The organism is Pseudomonas sp. BN417 (assembly GCF_029871205.1).
Classification (GTDB): domain Bacteria; phylum Pseudomonadota; class Gammaproteobacteria; order Pseudomonadales; family Pseudomonadaceae; genus Metapseudomonas.
Window position 1 is genome coordinate 16,795 of the sequence record NZ_SSOJ01000035.1, and the last position, 15,479, is coordinate 32,273.

Here is a 15,479-nt window from a genome sequence, read left to right on the forward strand (position 1 = left end):
GTTATCAACCGACGAGCCTGAAGCCCCGTAGGAGCCGGCTTGCTGGCGAACGGACTCACTTCGCGAGCAAGCTCGCTCCTGCAGGAGTTCCGGTCTGTTGCAACACTCAACCAGGACAGAGCCTTCTATTTTGCACCAAGCGGGTGGCAGGGGAATCAGTATGACGGTTCGCCCCCGATGTCGCTTCTGCGGATCTGCCGAAGCTACCGCTTTGAACTCGAAAGGGACTTGTTCTCCTGCAAGCACCTGTTTCATGAGCGTTCTCCCAGAGGATGGGGAGTGGAATGGAATTGGCTGCGACGGCGCATCAACCAATACGCCGCCGGGATGACGAATAGGGACAGCAGAGGTGCGGTGATCATGCCGCCGACCATGGGGACGGCGATCCTGCTCATCACTTCACTGCCGGTGCCGCCGCTCCAGAGGATGGGGAGCAGGCCAGCGATGATGACGGCGACGGTCATGGCCTTGGGTCGAACGCGCTGTACCGCACCTTCCCGGATAGCGCCCTGCAGGGCGGCGTTCGTGGTTTGGCCGGCGTCTTGCCGTTCCGTCCAGGCGTTCTTCAGGTAGAGCAGCATGATCACGCCGAACTCGGCGGCCACGCCAGCCAGGGCGATGAAGCCGACGCCGGTCGCGACCGAGAGATTGAAGCCCATCAGGTAGAGGAACCACACACCTCCGGTCAGGGCGAAGGGCAGGGTGGCCATGATCAGCAGCGCTTCATCGAAACGACCGAAGGTGAGATAGAGCAGGACGAAGATGATCGCCAGGGTGGCTGGCACCACCAGTTTCAGGCGCGCATTGGCCCGCTCCAGGAACTCGAACTGCCCGGAATAGCTGAGGCTCATGCCCGGGGCCAGGCTGACCGAGCCCTCGACCGCCTCACGCAGGTCGGCCACAACCGAGGCCAGGTCCCGTCCGCGAACATCGATGTACACCCAGCCTGATGGGCGGGCGTTCTCGCTCTTGAGCATCGGCGGGCCATCGACTATCCGTATCCGCGCCACCGCCCCCAGCGTGATCTGGCCGCCCTGGGCGGTATAGATCGGCAACCGTTCGAGGGCATCGACCGAGTCTCGCCACTCGCGCGGGTAGCGCAGGTTGATGGGATAGCGAGCCAGTCCTTCCACTGTTTCGCCGATATTCTGGCCACCGATGGCACTGGCCACGATCGCTTGCACGTCAGCGATGTTCATGCCATAGCGGGCGGCGCTCTGGCGATCGATGTCGACGTCAATGTAGCGTCCGCCAGTCAGGCGTTCGGCAAGGGCGGAGGTCACGCCAGGAACCGTCTTGGCGGCACGCTCGATGGCCCGGGTCGCCTGGTCGATTTCATCGAGGTTCGCTCCGGCGACCTTCACGCCAATAGGGCTTTTGATACCTGTGGCCAACATGTCGATCCGATTGCGAATCGGCGGAATCCAGATGTTGGTCAGCCCCGGCACCTTGACCACGCGATCCAGCTCCTCGACGAGGCTTTCGCTGGTCATCCCCGCGCGCCACTGATCCCTGGGCTTGAAGCGTACCGTGGTCTCGAACATCTCCAGCGGTGCGGGGTCGGTGGCGGACTCGGCTCGTCCCGCCTTGCCGAAGACCCGGTCAACCTCGGGGACGGTCCTGATCAGGCGGTCAGTCTGCTGCAGCAGTTCGGAGGCCTTCTGCGCGGACAGGCCGGGCAGCGCCGAGGGCATGTAGAGCAGGTCGCCTTCATCCAGCGGCGGCAGGAACTCGCCGCCCAGGCGCGCGAGGGGCCAGAGCGTGGTGAGGAAGGCCAGCAAGGCCACGACCAGGGTGGCCTTGGGATAACGCAGTACGGCATCCAGCGCCGGCTGGTACAGGCGAATCAGCCCACGGTTGAGCGGATTGCGTCGTTCGGGCGGCAGCCGGCCCCGTATCCAGTACCCCATCAGGACAGGAACCAGCGTCACCGACAAACCCGCCGCTGCCGCCATCGCGTAGGTCTTGGTGAAGGCGAGCGGTCCGAACAGGCGACCTTCCTGGGCCTCGAGGGTGAATACGGGTATGAACGACAGGGTGATGATCATCAGGCTGAAGAACAGCGCCGGGCCCACTTCGACCGCCGCATCGGTCATCGCGCGCCAGTGCTGTTCGCCGTGCAGGGTTTCGCCGGGGTGGTTGGCGTACCAGGCTTCGACGCGCTTGTGGGCGTTTTCGATCATCACCACCGCCGCGTCGACCATGGCGCCTATGGCGATGGCGATCCCGCCAAGGGACATGATGTTGGCGTTGATGCCCTGATAGTGCATGACTCCGAATGCGATCAGCACCCCCACCGGCAGCGAGACGATGGCGACCATGGACGAACGCAGGTGCCAGAGGAACGCGGCGCAGACCAGGGCGACGACGATGAACTCCTCGATCAGCTTCTGGCTCAGGTTGAGCACGGCCCGCTCGATCAGTTGGCTGCGGTCGTAGGTGGTGACGATCTCCACGCCGTCGGGGAGGCTTTTCTTCAGCTCGTCGAGCTTGGTCTTCACGGCGGCGATGGTGTCGCGGGCATTCTTGCCGCTGCGCAGGATCACCACGCCGCCGACGGTTTCCCCTTCGCCATCGAGTTCGGCAATGCCCCGTCGCATCTCCGGTCCGAGCTGGATGGTCGCCACATCGTCCAGCGTGACCGGGGTGCCCTCCGGCGTCAGCTTCAGCGGCACGGCGCGGAAGTCGGCCAGGGTTTTCAGGTAGCCGGTCGCCCTGACCATGAATTCGGCCTCGCCAAGCTCCAGCACCGCACCGCCGGTTTCCTGGTTGGCTTTGCCAATGGCCTCGGTCACTTGGTCCTGGGTAATTCCCAGGGCTGCCAGGCGGATCGGGTCCACCTGGACCTGGTACTGCCTGACCATCCCGCCCACCGAGGCGACCTCGGCCACATTGGGCAGGGTCTTCAGCTCGAACTTGAGGAACCAGTCCTGCAAGGCTCGCAATTGCGCCAGGTCGTGGGTGCCGCGGCGGTCCACCAGCGCGTACTGGAAGATCCAGCCGACCCCGGTGGCATCCGGGCCCAGGGCAGGCTTGGCGGCTGCAGGCAGGCGCCCCTGCACCTGGCTCAGGTATTCGAGTACCCGTGAACGCGCCCAGTAGAGATCGGTGCCATCTTCGAAGAGCACATAGACGAAGCTGTCGCCGAAGAAGGAAAAGCCCCTGACTGTCTTGGCCCCCGGTACGGAAAGCATGGTGGTCGCCAAGGGATAGGTGACCTGGTTCTCGACGATCTGCGGCGCCTGGCCCGGGTAGCTGGTGCGGACGATCACCTGCACATCGGACAGGTCGGGCAGGGCGTCGATGGGTGTGCTGCGCAGTGACCACAGGCCCCAGGCCACCGCGAACAAGGTGGCGAGCAACACCAGGAAGCGGTTGGCCACCGACCAGCGTATGAGCTTCTCGATCATTTCGCCGCCTCCAGCTTCTGCAACTGCTCGATCTGCAGTCCGGCGTCGGTTTCACGCACCTTGAAACGGATGCGGTCGCCCACCTTGAGTCCAAGGAGCAGTTCGGGCCTGGCCAACGGGAAGCTCATGCTCATGCCGGGCATGCCCAGGGTCTTGAACGGACCGTGGGAGATGGTCAATTGCTGCTCGCCGATTTCGACGATGCTGCCCTCTGCCTCATGCAAGGCGGGCGGTTCCGGCGCGGAAGGCGCCTTGTCCAGGGCCCGGGCTTCGATACCTTTCAGGCTGGCTTCCGAATCGATCAGGAATTGCCCGGAAGCGACGACTTGCTGGCCGGCGTCCAAGCCATTCAGCACTTCCACCTGGCCATCGCTTTCCTGACCCAGCTGGACCTCGACCGGGCGGAAGCGGCCGTTGTCTTCGGCGAGCATCACGAGGGCACGTTTGCCCGTGCGGATGACGGCTTCGCTGGGCAACTGCAGAACGTCCGTGCGGCTATGCTGGTTCAGCCGCGCCTGTGCGGTCATGCCCGGGCGCAAACGGCCTTCCGGGTTGTCCAGCTCGATGCGTATGCGCAACGTACGGCTTTGTGGGTCGGCCTCGGGAAGTACGCTGGCGAGCGCCCCGTGGATCACTTCCCCCGGAAGGGCAGGCAGCCGGGCTTCGACCGTCTGCCCGACCTGCAGCGCCCCGGCCTGGGATTCCGGGATGGCCACCTCCAGCCAGATGCGCTCCACGCCATTGATGCTGGCAAGGGTCTGCCCGGCTGACAGGGTCATGCCCGTACGCACGTCGAGCTCCCGGATCACGCCGCGGATGGGGCTGGTCAGGGTCATGACGGGCTTGGCCTTGCCACTGCGCTCAACCTGAGCGATCAGCTCCGCCGGCATTCCGAGCAAACGCAAACGCTGTCGGGCGGCAGCAGCCAGCTCGGAGGAGCCGGTGCGGCGCAGGGCCAGGAATTCCTCCTGGGCGGCGGCCCAGTCGGGGATCAGCAGGTCGGCGAGGGGCTCCCCGGCTACCACCAGATCACCAGGAGCGCGCGCATAGGTCCGCTCGACAAAACCACCGGCCCGGGCCTGTATCTGGGCGACCGCGCGCGCATTGAAGGCCAGCGCGCCGGTCGCCTGCAGGGTTTGCTTCAGCTTTCCCCTGGTTACCCTGGCCAGCCGCACACCGAGGTTCTGCTGGACGCCGGGATCGATGCGGACGGAGCTGCTTTCACCCGGCTCATCGGCATATTTGGGAACCAGCTGCATCTCCATGAAGGGAGACTTGCCGGGGCTGTCGAACTTCTGCTGGGGGAACATCGGGTCGTACCAATAGAGCGGCTGGCGGTCGGTCGGCGGAGAGTCGGGATGGCCGCCGACGGCCATGGAGGCACTTGTCGGACGGCCTTGCATCGCGAACCAGTAACCCGCTGCCGCGCCCGCGAGCAGGACCAGTCCCAGCAACGCCAGAAGTTTCCACGATGCACGGTTCATGGGCGGCCCTCCCCGTAGGTGAAGTAGAGGCGGGCAGCGGCGAGTGCTTTCAGCCCTTGCAGATCGAGTGCCCTGAGCCTGGCCTGGACAAGCTCGCGGCGCGCCGCGATGACGCTGGCCAGCTCGGTATTCCCGGCGCGGTAACCGGCCAATGCGAGATTCACCTTCTCTTCGGCCAGGGGCACCTGGGCGGACTGACTGCGGGTCACGGCGCGGTCCAGGCGCTGATAGTCCGCCAGATCCGTTTCCAGCTGCTGGGCGTGCTCGCGCACCAGCGCTTCGCGCTCCGCCTCCAGTTGATTGACCTGGGCCCGGCGCGCGGCAATCTTGGGGTCCTGGCGAGACCCGGCGAAGAGCGGCAGGTCGAAGGTGAGTTGCACGGTCATCATGTCACCGAACTCGCGCCCCCGACGTTGGTAGTCGACCTCCCAGCTCCAGTCCGACTTCTTCTCTGCCTCGGCCTCGCGCACCTGGGCTTCGGCTTCCCGCGTCATGGGCTCGTAGGTCGCAAGTTCCGGGTGGCGATGCAGTGCGTGCAGGTAGCTGGAGGCCTCGATGGGCCAGTGCGGAAAGTCGCCGGCAAGGGGGAGGGCGGCTTCCTGGCCAACCCAGCGCTTGAGCGCCGCTCGTGCCTGAGCCACTTGAAGCGTCAGTTCGTCCTGCTGTTCCGCCAGCTGGGCCGCTTCCTGTCTGGGTTCGACCGCGTCCAGAGCCTGGCCTCGTCCTCCCGCCAGGCGAGCGCGGACGGCCTCGGCCAGCAGGCGGTTTTCTTTGAAGAACTCGTCGAACTGGGCGAGCTTGCGTTGCTCGGTGTAGGTCGCGATCCAGGCCAGGGCGGTTTCCCGGCGGACTTTGACGCGTTCGGCCTCTGCCTCGGCAGAGGCTCGATCAATCGACGCCCGGGCCGTTTCGACTCGTGCCTTGCGCTTGTCGCGATTGGGCATTTCCTGCATCACGCCGACCATCTGCATAGTCATGAAGTCGCGATCCAGGCTCCAGCGGTCGTCGCCCTCGATGGGCACGTTCTGCAGGCCCAGGGCCAGTTTCGGATCCGGCAGCTCGCCGGCGGGTATCGCAGCACTTTTCGCCGCATCCAGTTTGGCAGCTTGTGCCGTCAAGGAAGGGGCATTTCGTTCGGCCAGCTGCAAGGCATCGTCCAGCGATAGCGATGCAGCCTGGCTCGGCAAGGCGAATAGCATCATTGCCAGGGCGGCAGGAATGGGCCACCCGAAGCAAAGACTGAAGGAAGTCATCAGACGATTCCTCTGAATTACCAGCGCATAGGCGCATGCCCGCCCGCAGCCGCAAGCGACGCAGGTGGGAGTTCAGGTAGGGAGAGGAATCAGGCGGTGGGAGGTCGCCAGGGATCGTCGGCGGAACGGTCAGGGAAGATGCCGGGATAGGTGTCGGCCGGAACGGGCCCGGCCAAGGGGGCCGGCGGTTTCACGATGGAAACCTGGAGCATGCTGCTGGTCTTGCATTCCTGACCGGTTTTGCAGGCCTTCTTGCCATGCTCTCCCATCTTGCCCATGTCATCGCAGCAGTCGTGATCCATGTCCGCCATCTGACTCATGCCGGCAGCTTGCATGGGGCAGGGTTCGGTTGGCGCCTCGATGCCCGCCATCCCGCTCAGGGGTAGCGCAAGGCTGATCAGAAGGATGAGGAGAAACCGAATGCGGCGTTGCATGCTGCGCAGTTTAGTCCTTGGCTCGCGGCCGGAGCAATTGCCGAATGCCTGGATGCGAGTATGTTTTTCATGGTTCCGGGAGTGGCACTCGCCAGCCGGTCTACGCGACCTGAGGTTCCCTGCGCAGCGGAGGCTCGGGGAACGACCTGAAGCTCAGCTCGGGGCTCGCAGGAATTGGTGCCGCGCCGAACGACTCCCGGTCCCCGGGCTGGGCTTCAGCCTGCCACTCCGGCGCCGAGCTACCCATGGGCGGCTTCGTGCTCGTCCAGATCGAGATGGTCGATGCGCTCGAAGCGTTCGATCAGGAAGTCGATCAGGCTCCGGACCCGGGCCGAAAGATTGAGCTGCTGGGGATACACCGCGTAGACGTCGGCACGGGTCGGCGTCTCGTCCTCCAGCAGCAAGCGCAGCCGGCCACTGCGCACGTAACGGGCGATATCCCATTCCGCCCGCAGCAGGATGCCGTGCCCCTCCAGCGCCCAGTTGAGCGCCACCTCGCCATCGTTGCAGCCCAGGGCACCGCGCACCTTGATGTTCTGTGTGCGTCCGCCGTTGGTGAAACTCCAGACCCCATAGGGTGATTCGTTCTGGCGGATGAAGATGCAGTTGTGCTGCTGCAGGTCCGCCAGTTTCTCCGGTGTCCCGTGCTTTTCCAGGTACAGCGGCGAGGCGCAGAGCAGTCGTCGGTTGGAGGCGATCTTGCGGGCATGGAAAGAGGCGTCCGGCAGGGCGCCGAAGCGAATGCCCAGGTCGAAACCGTGGGTGGCCAGGTCCAGCGGGTGGTCGCTGATTTCCAGCTGCACCTCCACCTCCGGGTACTTCCCATAGAACGCGGCCAGTGCCGGGCCTATGTAGCGGCGGCCGAAACCAAGGGATGCGTTCACGCGGATCAGCCCCTTGGGCGTGCCCCGGTTGCTGCTGATCATCTGCTCGACTTCGTCGATCTGCGCCAGGATGCGCGCCGCATGGGAATAATAGAGCTCGCCCTCGGCGGTCAGGCTCATGGAGCGCGTGGTGCGGTTCACCAGACGGATACCCAGGCGCGATTCCAGGGCGGCCAGGCGCTTGCTGATGGCCGGCGGCGTTACCCCCATTTCCCGGGCCGTCGCGGCAAGGCTTCCCTGCTTGGCCAGCAAGTGGAAAAACGCGAGGTCCTGGGTCTGGCTCATTGGTAACTCCAGGTTAAGTATGAAGTGATTTATGGTTAATCATTGCGTTCTGTTCACTACATATACTCGGCCCAACCCTGCTTGAACAGCCCCTGAAGCAGGGCACAACAACAATCGGAGTCGAGTTATGAGCAGCTACAAGATCGCGGCAATTCCTGGTGATGGCATAGGCGTCGAAGTGATCGCCGCAGGCGTAGAAGTGTTACAGGCGCTTGCCGACAAGGCCGGTACCTTCTCTCTGGATTTCAAGCATTTCGACTGGAGCTCCCAGCGCTATCTCAAGGAAGGCCAGTACATCCCCGCGGGCGGGCTCGCCGAGCTGAAGACCTTCGACGCCATCTTCTTCGGGGCTGTGGGCAGCCAGGACGTGCCCGACCACATTTCCCTCTGGGGCCTGCGCCTGCCCATCTGCCAGGGTTTCGACCAGTACGCCAACGTGCGTCCGGCGCGCGTGCTGCCTGGTGTGGAAAGCCCGCTGAACAAGGGCCAGGCGATCGACTGGGTCATCGTTCGCGAGAACTCGGAAGGCGAGTACTCCGGCAGCGGCGGCCGCGTTCACCAGGGCCTGCCGATCGAAGTGGCCACCGAGGTTTCCACCTTCACCCGCGTCGGGGTGGAACGCATCCATCGTTTCGCCTTCGAACTCGCCCGCAAGCGCCCGGCCAAACACCTGACCCTGGTGACCAAATCCAACGCCCAGCGCCACGGCATGGTGCTCTGGGACGAGGTCTTCGCCGAAGTCGCGCAGGACTACCCGGATGTGCGCACCAACCGCGAGCTGGTGGATGCAGTGACCACCACCATGGTGCTCAAGCCTGAACAGCTGGATGTGGTAGTCGCCACCAACCTGCACGCCGACATCCTCTCCGACCTCGCCGCGGCGCTGTCCGGCAGCCTTGGCATCGCGCCCACCGCCAACCTGAATCCGGAGCGGGAATTCCCGTCGATGTTCGAGCCCATCCACGGTTCGGCCTTCGACATCACCGGCAAGGGCGTGGCCAACCCTATCGCGACCTTCTGGACCGCCGCGATGATGCTGGAACACCTGGGCGAGGTGGCGGCCTCGCGCGAGCTGATGGCGGCGATCGAAGCCGTGACCGAAAGCGGGCTGCACACCCCGGACCTGGGCGGCACTGCCACCACCCGCCAGGTCACCGACGCTGTCCTGCAACTGATCCGTCGGTAATCACTGCAATCCAGCGGTACGGCGCCACGGGGGCAGGCCAGCGGCCGGCTCCCGGGCACTTCCTGTGACAAGAACAAAAAACAGGGTCCCGTCATGAAACGAATGCTCAGCAAGCTGTACGTGCAGGTTCTCATCGCCGTCATCGTCGGCGCTATCGTGGGTGTCGTCGTCCCCGAGACCGGTGAAGCGCTCAAGCCCATCGGCGACGCGTTCATCAAACTCATCAAGATGCTCCTCGCTCCGGTCATCTTCCTGACCGTGGTCACCGGCATCGCTCGCATGGAGAACATGAAGGAACTGGGCAGGGTGGGATTCCGCGCCCTGATCTATTTCGAGGTGGTCTCCACCCTGGCTCTGCTCATCGGCCTGGTGGTAGTGCAGGTGTTCCAGCCCGGCGCGGGCATGAACATCGATCCGGCCACCCTGGACGGCGCCAGCATCGCCAGCTACACCTCGGCGGCCAAGCAGAGTTCCTTCATGGGCTTCCTGCTGGGCATCATCCCGGACACCATCGTCGACGCCTTCGCCAAGGGCAACATCCTGCAGATCCTGCTGTTCTCGATCCTGCTGGGCGTGGCGCTGGCCAAGGCCGGCCCCAAGGGGCAGCTGTTCGTCGACTCCCTCGATAGCCTGATGCGCGGGATGTTCGTGGTGGTGAACATGGTGATGCGCCTGGCCCCCATCGGTGCCTTCGGCGCCATCGCCTTCACCATCGGCAAGTACGGCTTCGGCTCGCTGTTCTCCCTGGGCAAGCTGATGGCCTGCGTGTACCTCACCTGCATTTTCTTCGTGGTCTTCATCCTCGGGCCGATCTGCCGCTACGCCGGTTTCAGCCTGTGGAAGTTCCTGCGCTTCATCAAGGAAGAACTCTTCACCGTACTGGGCACCAGCTCGTCGGAATCGGTGCTGCCGCAGATGATCGCCAAGATGGAGAAGGCCGGTGTGTCCAAGCCGGTGGCGGGGATGATCATCCCCTCCGGGCTGACCTTCAACCCGGACGGGCAGGCGATCTACTACACCATCGCCGCGATCTTCATCGCCCAGGCCACCAACACGCCGCTATCCCTGAGCGACCAGTTGATCGTCCTCGCCGTGCTGATGTTCACGTCGAAGGGTTCGGCCGGCGTAACCGGGTCCGGCTTCATCATCCTGGCAGCCACACTGGCGTCCCTCGGCACCATTCCGGTGGCGGGCATGGTGCTGCTGCTCGGCGTCGACCGCTTCATGTCCGAGGCCCGCGCCATTACCAACACCATCGGCAACGGGGTCGGTACCATGGCCATCGCCAAATGGGTCGGCGCCCTGGATACCGAGAAGATGCGCAAGGCGCTGGATGGTCAGGAAGAGGTCGAGCAAGCCAGGCCGGCCGAGCCGTCCCAGGTTCCCCGCGCGACCGAGCAGAAACTGATGGGAGCATCGACGCAAGCCTGAGTGGCGGCGGCTCCGGGTTTTTCCAGAGGGAACTCCGGAGCCGCCTTGCTAACTGTTCGATATCCGCCGCATCGATACACGGAGCGCCATAGGGGCTCGGTGATCACCTCGCTCTCTGGCTATCCAACACCAGGGTGATGGTTCCATCGGCACTTGATGAGACGTAAGGATCAAGTGACGGGAACCTGGCCGCAGCCCGTTCCACCAGCAACTCCCCCGCAAGACGAATCCGCTCAGGGGTAGGGTTCGCAAGCTTGATGCTCTCTCTTGCAAAACCATGGGCTTGCAATTCTGCGGCAGCTCGTTCGAACAGTTCATCCAGCAGGACCAAGGTTGCTCTATCCATGGTTTTGCCCTTTGGTGCGCATGTCCTACTTCGATGCCGGGTTACCGCCATCGCCTCCCCACGCCTGGACTACCTGGAACCCTGAAGGCGCTGCTGCGACCTAGGCAAGCGCCGCGCCTGAAACGGCCGGTGAGGAAGCGCCGGGAGGTGCGAATGACAGCGGCCGCGTCGGCTGGCGGGTTGGGAGCACTGAGGTAAGCGCAGTGCCGAGCGTTTCTTCAGCTCCAGCAAAACTGGTGAATTCACTTTGAAACGAGTCGATGCAAAGCATCATGGAAATTCGCAAGTGGGCATTGAGGCCCAATCCTGGATGAGATAACCCCATGTTCGGGGCCAATGGGGACGGCGATTATTGGCGAAATCCGCCAGCCACGGACGGCCGGAGCTGATCGGTAGGGGACGCCACTCCGAACGGACTCGGGGTGGCGAACCTGGAGTCGATCGTTACTCGCGCAGCTCACGCATCCGCTCGCCGAATCGGGCTACGTGCAGCCTCCCTCAGGCTGTCCAGCAGATCCAGCACGGCGCTTTCCGGGTGATCCTCGTCGCGCCAGCACATACCGATAGAGCCTTCGGCCTCCAGCTCGAAGTCCAGGCGGCGCAGCAGGCCGCGGCCGTGGAAGTGTTCGGCAACGCGACCTGAGGCCACCGAGAGCATGTCGCTGTTCTGCATCAGCCAGAGGTTGGCCATCAGCGATGAGGACTCCACCCGACACGGCAGGGGCTTGAGGCCCGCATTGCTCAGGGCCGTGTCCAGGCGGGTGCGGATCGGCGTCCCCTGTGGCCAGAGCAGCCAATCGTACTGGTAGAGGTCCGCCCAGCGCAGACCCTTGCGCTGCAGCAGAGGGTGCCCCGGGCGCGCCACAACCTGCATGGGTTCGCGGAACAGCATTTCGCTGTTGAGGCTCGCGCTCGGCTGGTAGTTGTCGACCCGCCCGACTACCACGTCCAGTTGTCCCAGTTCGAGGCGCTCCAGCAGCACGTTCATGGTGTTCTCCTGCAGCGAGACCTGCGCCTTCGGATGGCGCTTGAGGAAATAGAGGATGGCGTCGGGTACCAGGCTGGGGGCGGAGGCCGGGGAGGTGCCGATGGCGACGTTGGGCGTGTTGCCCTCGCGCAGCGCCTCCAGGTTGCTCTGCGCCCGCTCCATCTCGCTGAGGATGCGCCGCGCGTGCCCCACCAGCAGGGCGCCCTCGGGGGTCGGTCGCAGGCCCCGGGCGTGACGCTCGAACAATACCGCTCCGGCGTCTTCCTCCAGTTCCTTGAGCCATTTCGACAGGCCCGGCTGGGTGGTGAACGCCTGGCGCGCGGTATCGCTCAGGCTGCCGGTCTCGGCCAGGTTCACCAGGAGCTGCAGGTGGCGCGGGCGCAGGCGACGGGTCCAGTGCATGGTGGGATCTCCCATACGGTTTTTGGTATGACTCCATCTGAAAATATCATTTTTACTGTATGGCTTGCGGGAGTTTAATCGCTCCAAGGACGGGGGCCGCTGCCCGAACCCACGTGCCCCGCCAGCCACTTCACAGCCCGTCATAGGTGAAGCGATGAATAACAACGAAAACATCGGCAATGCGCGCGCCGAGTTCTACCAGCGCATCGATACCCAGGCGCTGTTTCCGCTCTGGGAGCAACTGCACAACCTGGTTCCCCGCCAACCCGTAAGCGACTGCGTGCCCGCCTTGTGGCGCTTCAGCGAGTTGCGCCCCTACCTGATGGAAGCCGGCCAACTGATCAGTGCGGAAGAGGCGGTACGCCGCGTGCTGGTACTGGAGAACCCCGGGATCCGTGGCCAGGCATCCATCACCCCGAGCCTCTACGCCGGCCTGCAGCTGATCCTTCCCGGTGAGATCGCCCCCAGCCATCGCCACACCCAGTCGGCCCTGCGCTTTGTGGTGGAAGGGCGAGGCGCTTACACCGCGGTGGATGGCGAGCGCACCACCATGGAACCGGGCGACTTCATCATCACGCCGTCCTGGACCTGGCATGACCACGGCAACCCGAGCGAAGCCGAGGGTGGCGAGCCGGTCATCTGGCTGGACGGCCTGGACATTCCCACCGTGCGTTTCTTCGGTGCCGGTTTTGCGGAGAACTATCCGGAAGCGGTACAGCCCGTTACCCGGCCCGAAGGCAACAGCAATGCGCGCTACGGCGCCAACCTGCTGCCGCTGCGCCATGCGGTACGCGGTGCCACGTCACCGATCTTCAACTACCCCTACGCCCGGACCCGCGAGGCGCTGGACACCCTCTTGCGCCAGGGCGAACTGGACGAGTGGGACGGCGTGAAGTTGCGCTACGTGAACCCGGCCACTGGCGGCTGGGCCATGCCCACCATCGGCACCTGCATGCAACTGCTGCCGCGCGGATTCTCCGGCAAGACCTGGCGCAGCACCGACGCCACCGTGTTCTCGGTGGTGGAGGGCAGCGGCCGAGCGCTGATCGCCGGGCAGTCCTTCGTCTTTGGCGCCAAGGACATCTTCGTCGTACCCAGCTGGGCGCCGGTGAGCCTGCATGCCGATGAGGACTGCGTGCTGTTCAGCTACTCCGACCGCCCGATCCAGGAAGCCCTGGGGCTACTGCGCGAAGCCCGCGAAACCCATTGAACCGAGGAACCGACTGCCATGACCTACGTATTCCCGCCGCAAGCGCCGACCAGCCTGCCGATAGCCGGTAGCGACGCGCGATTCCCGGTCCGCCGTGTTTACTGCGTGGGCCGCAATTACGCAGCCCACGCTCGCGAAATGGGCTTCGACCCTGACCGCGAGCCGCCGTTCTTCTTCTGCAAACCGGCCGACGCCGTGGTGCCGGTGGCTGACGGCCAGACGCTGGAGCTGCCTTACCCGGCGGAAACTGCCAACTACCACTACGAGATCGAACTGGTCGTGGCCATCGGCAAGGGTGGCCGCGACATTCCCGAGGAGCGTGCCAGCGAGCACGTCTGGGGCTATGCCGTGGGCCTGGACATGACCCGTCGCGACCTGCAGATGAAGATGCGCGAAATGGGCCGGCCCTGGGAGATTGGCAAGGCCTTCGACGCCTCCGCGCCCATCGCACCGCTGCACCCGGCCAGCACCGTCGGCCATCCGACCAGTGCCGGTATCTGGTTGCAGGTCGACGGTGCCGACAAGCAGCGCAGCGACATCGACAAGCTGATCTGGTCGGTGCCGGAAACCATCGCCTACCTCTCGCGCTTCTTCGAGCTGCAGCCAGGCGACCTGATCATGACCGGTACGCCCGAAGGGGTCGGCCCAGTGGTGGCCGGCGAGCTGATGACCGGCGGCGTGGACGGTCTCGGCGAGATCCATGTCCGCGTGATCTGACCTCTGTGGGCCGGCACCCCCGGCCCGCGTCCCCATACCGACAAACCGGCCGCCGCACCCGCGTCGGCCCGGAGGGTTCCCGCATGTCTTCCACACACAAGAACAACAGCGTGGATGTACAGGACTTCATCGATGGCCAGGCCGTCGCCCCGTTCCAGTGGCTGGTCCTGATCCTGTGTTTCCTGGTCACCGCCGTCGACGGCCTGGATACCGCCGCCATCGGCTTCATCGCCCCGGCGCTGCGCGAGGAATGGCAGCTAGGCGCCAGCGCCCTCAGCCCAGTGCTCGGCGCCGCCCTGGTCGGGCTGATGCTCGGCGCCTTTATCGCCGGCCCCCTGGCCGATCGCTTCGGCCGCAAGCGTGTCCTGATGCTGTCAGTGGCCTGCTTCGGTGGCTTCAGCCTGCTGGCCGCCTTCGCCCCCAACGTCGAGATGCTGGCCCTGCTGCGCCTGCTCACGGGCCTCGGCCTCGGCGGCGCCATGCCCAACGCCATTACGCTGACTTCCGAGTACTGCCCGCAACGGCGGCGTTCGCTGATGGTCACCAGCATGTTCTGCGGCTTCACCCTGGGTTCGGCCCTGGGCGGCGTGGTCGCGGCGCACCTGGTGCCGGCCTTCGGCTGGCGCAGCGTGCTGGCACTTGGCGGTGTGCTGCCCCTGGCGCTCCTTCCCCTGCTGCTGTGGCTGCTTCCGGAGTCGGCGCGCTTCCTGGTACAACGCGGCGCCGACAGCGCTCGTGTGGCCGGCATTCTGCGCCGCATCGGCCCGCTGCCGGCGAGCTGGGATGGAAGCTTCAGCATCCAGCAGGGAGAAGTGGGGCAGGGCGTTGCCTCGCCGATCCGGCTGATCCTCAGCCGCCCCCTGCGCGTCGGCACGCTGATGCTCTGGGTCACCTTCTTCATGAGCCTGATGATCATCTACATGATGACCAACTGGTTGCCACTGCTGATCAAGGACACCGGCCTTACCCTCAGCCAGGCGGCCATGATCAGCGCCATGTTCCAGATCGGTGGGACTGCCGGCGCCATCTGCCTGGGTGCCGCCATGGACCGCTTCGACCCGCACCGCGTACTGGTGGCGGCGTACCTGCTGGGCGCCGTCTGCCTTTTCGCTATCGGTCAGTACCACACCCACTACGGCCTGTTGACCCTGTGCGTCGCCGGCATGGGTTTTTGCATCAGCGGTTCGCAGGTGGGCGCCAACGCCCTGGCCGCTGGCTTCTACCCCACGGCCAGCCGCGCCACCGGAGTGAGCTGGGCCCACGGCGTGGGGCGCATCGGTTCGGTCTGCGGAACCCTTGGCGGCGGCTTCATGCTCGGCCTGGGCCTGGATTTCAGCAGCATCTTCGCGGTGCTGATGTTGCCTGCCGCGCTCGCCGCCACTGCCATCTTCCTCAAGGGGGCACGGGCGACAGCCACGGCGCGCGCCGCGTCCCCAGCCCTTCTCTGAA

Annotated in this window: 12 protein-coding genes; 5 read left to right on the forward strand and 7 right to left on the reverse strand. The window is 64.9% G+C overall.

All coding sequences use genetic code 11. The annotated features are described in order from the left end of the window. Positions 1-251: 251 nt before the first annotated feature. From E8F11_RS02670 to E8F11_RS02690, 5 genes are all read right to left on the reverse strand, one after another. The gene (locus tag E8F11_RS02670; protein WP_280287255.1) at positions 252-3,410 is read right to left on the reverse strand and encodes an efflux RND transporter permease subunit; all 3,159 of its coding nucleotides are present in this window, start codon (positions 3,408-3,410) and stop codon (positions 252-254) included. Then, entirely contained in the window at positions 3,407-4,894 is a 1,488-nt protein-coding gene (locus tag E8F11_RS02675) for an efflux RND transporter periplasmic adaptor subunit (protein WP_280287256.1), read from the reverse strand. The genes E8F11_RS02670 and E8F11_RS02675 overlap by 4 nt, the downstream gene beginning before the upstream one ends. Next, the gene (locus tag E8F11_RS02680; protein WP_280287257.1) at positions 4,891-6,147 is read right to left on the reverse strand and encodes a TolC family protein; all 1,257 of its coding nucleotides are present in this window, start codon (positions 6,145-6,147) and stop codon (positions 4,891-4,893) included. The genes E8F11_RS02675 and E8F11_RS02680 overlap by 4 nt, the downstream gene beginning before the upstream one ends. A gap of 89 nt (positions 6,148-6,236) precedes the next feature. Beyond that, positions 6,237-6,581: a hypothetical protein gene (locus E8F11_RS02685; RefSeq protein WP_280287258.1), complete on the reverse strand. Its 345-nt coding sequence runs from the start codon at positions 6,579-6,581 to the stop codon at positions 6,237-6,239. Positions 6,582-6,820: 239 nt separating this feature from the next. Beyond that, positions 6,821-7,750 (reverse strand): LysR family transcriptional regulator, encoded by a 930-nt coding sequence (locus E8F11_RS02690; protein ID WP_280287259.1) that lies wholly within the window; start codon positions 7,748-7,750, stop codon positions 6,821-6,823. A 127-nt stretch (positions 7,751-7,877) separates the two neighbouring features. Between E8F11_RS02690 and E8F11_RS02695 the strand changes: the two genes are divergently transcribed. Together E8F11_RS02695 and E8F11_RS02700 are read left to right on the forward strand one after the other, a co-directional pair. After that, the gene (locus E8F11_RS02695) at positions 7,878-8,936 is read left to right on the forward strand and encodes a tartrate dehydrogenase (RefSeq protein ID WP_280287260.1); all 1,059 of its coding nucleotides are present in this window, start codon (positions 7,878-7,880) and stop codon (positions 8,934-8,936) included. A gap of 93 nt (positions 8,937-9,029) precedes the next feature. Then, complete coding sequence (locus E8F11_RS02700; RefSeq protein ID WP_280287261.1) at positions 9,030-10,367, forward strand: dicarboxylate/amino acid:cation symporter; 1,338 nt, start codon at positions 9,030-9,032, stop codon at positions 10,365-10,367. A gap of 103 nt (positions 10,368-10,470) precedes the next feature. Here the strand turns inward: E8F11_RS02700 and E8F11_RS02705 are convergent, their stop codons facing one another. Then, positions 10,471-10,713, reverse strand: a complete 243-nt coding sequence (locus tag E8F11_RS02705) for a hypothetical protein (RefSeq protein WP_280287262.1) — start codon at positions 10,711-10,713, stop codon at positions 10,471-10,473. A 457-nt stretch (positions 10,714-11,170) separates the two neighbouring features. Continuing rightward, complete coding sequence (locus E8F11_RS02710; protein ID WP_280287263.1) at positions 11,171-12,103, reverse strand: LysR substrate-binding domain-containing protein; 933 nt, start codon at positions 12,101-12,103, stop codon at positions 11,171-11,173. A gap of 154 nt (positions 12,104-12,257) precedes the next feature. On the opposite strand from E8F11_RS02710, the gene gtdA reads away from it, so the two are divergent. The 3 genes from gtdA (at position 12,258) to E8F11_RS02725 (ending at position 15,478) form a co-directional block, all read left to right on the forward strand. Beyond that, positions 12,258-13,313 carry a gentisate 1,2-dioxygenase gene (gtdA, locus tag E8F11_RS02715; protein ID WP_280287264.1) on the forward strand — a complete coding sequence of 352 codons (1,056 nt, stop codon included), beginning with the start codon at positions 12,258-12,260 and terminating at the stop codon, positions 13,311-13,313. An 18-nt stretch (positions 13,314-13,331) separates the two neighbouring features. Further along, positions 13,332-14,030, forward strand: coding sequence for a fumarylacetoacetate hydrolase family protein (locus E8F11_RS02720; protein ID WP_280287265.1), 699 nt, complete (start codon positions 13,332-13,334; stop codon positions 14,028-14,030). Between the two features lie 83 nt (positions 14,031-14,113). Then, positions 14,114-15,478 carry an aromatic acid/H+ symport family MFS transporter gene (locus tag E8F11_RS02725; RefSeq protein WP_280287266.1) on the forward strand — a complete coding sequence of 455 codons (1,365 nt, stop codon included), beginning with the start codon at positions 14,114-14,116 and terminating at the stop codon, positions 15,476-15,478. The last annotated feature ends 1 nt before the right edge of the window (position 15,479 follow it).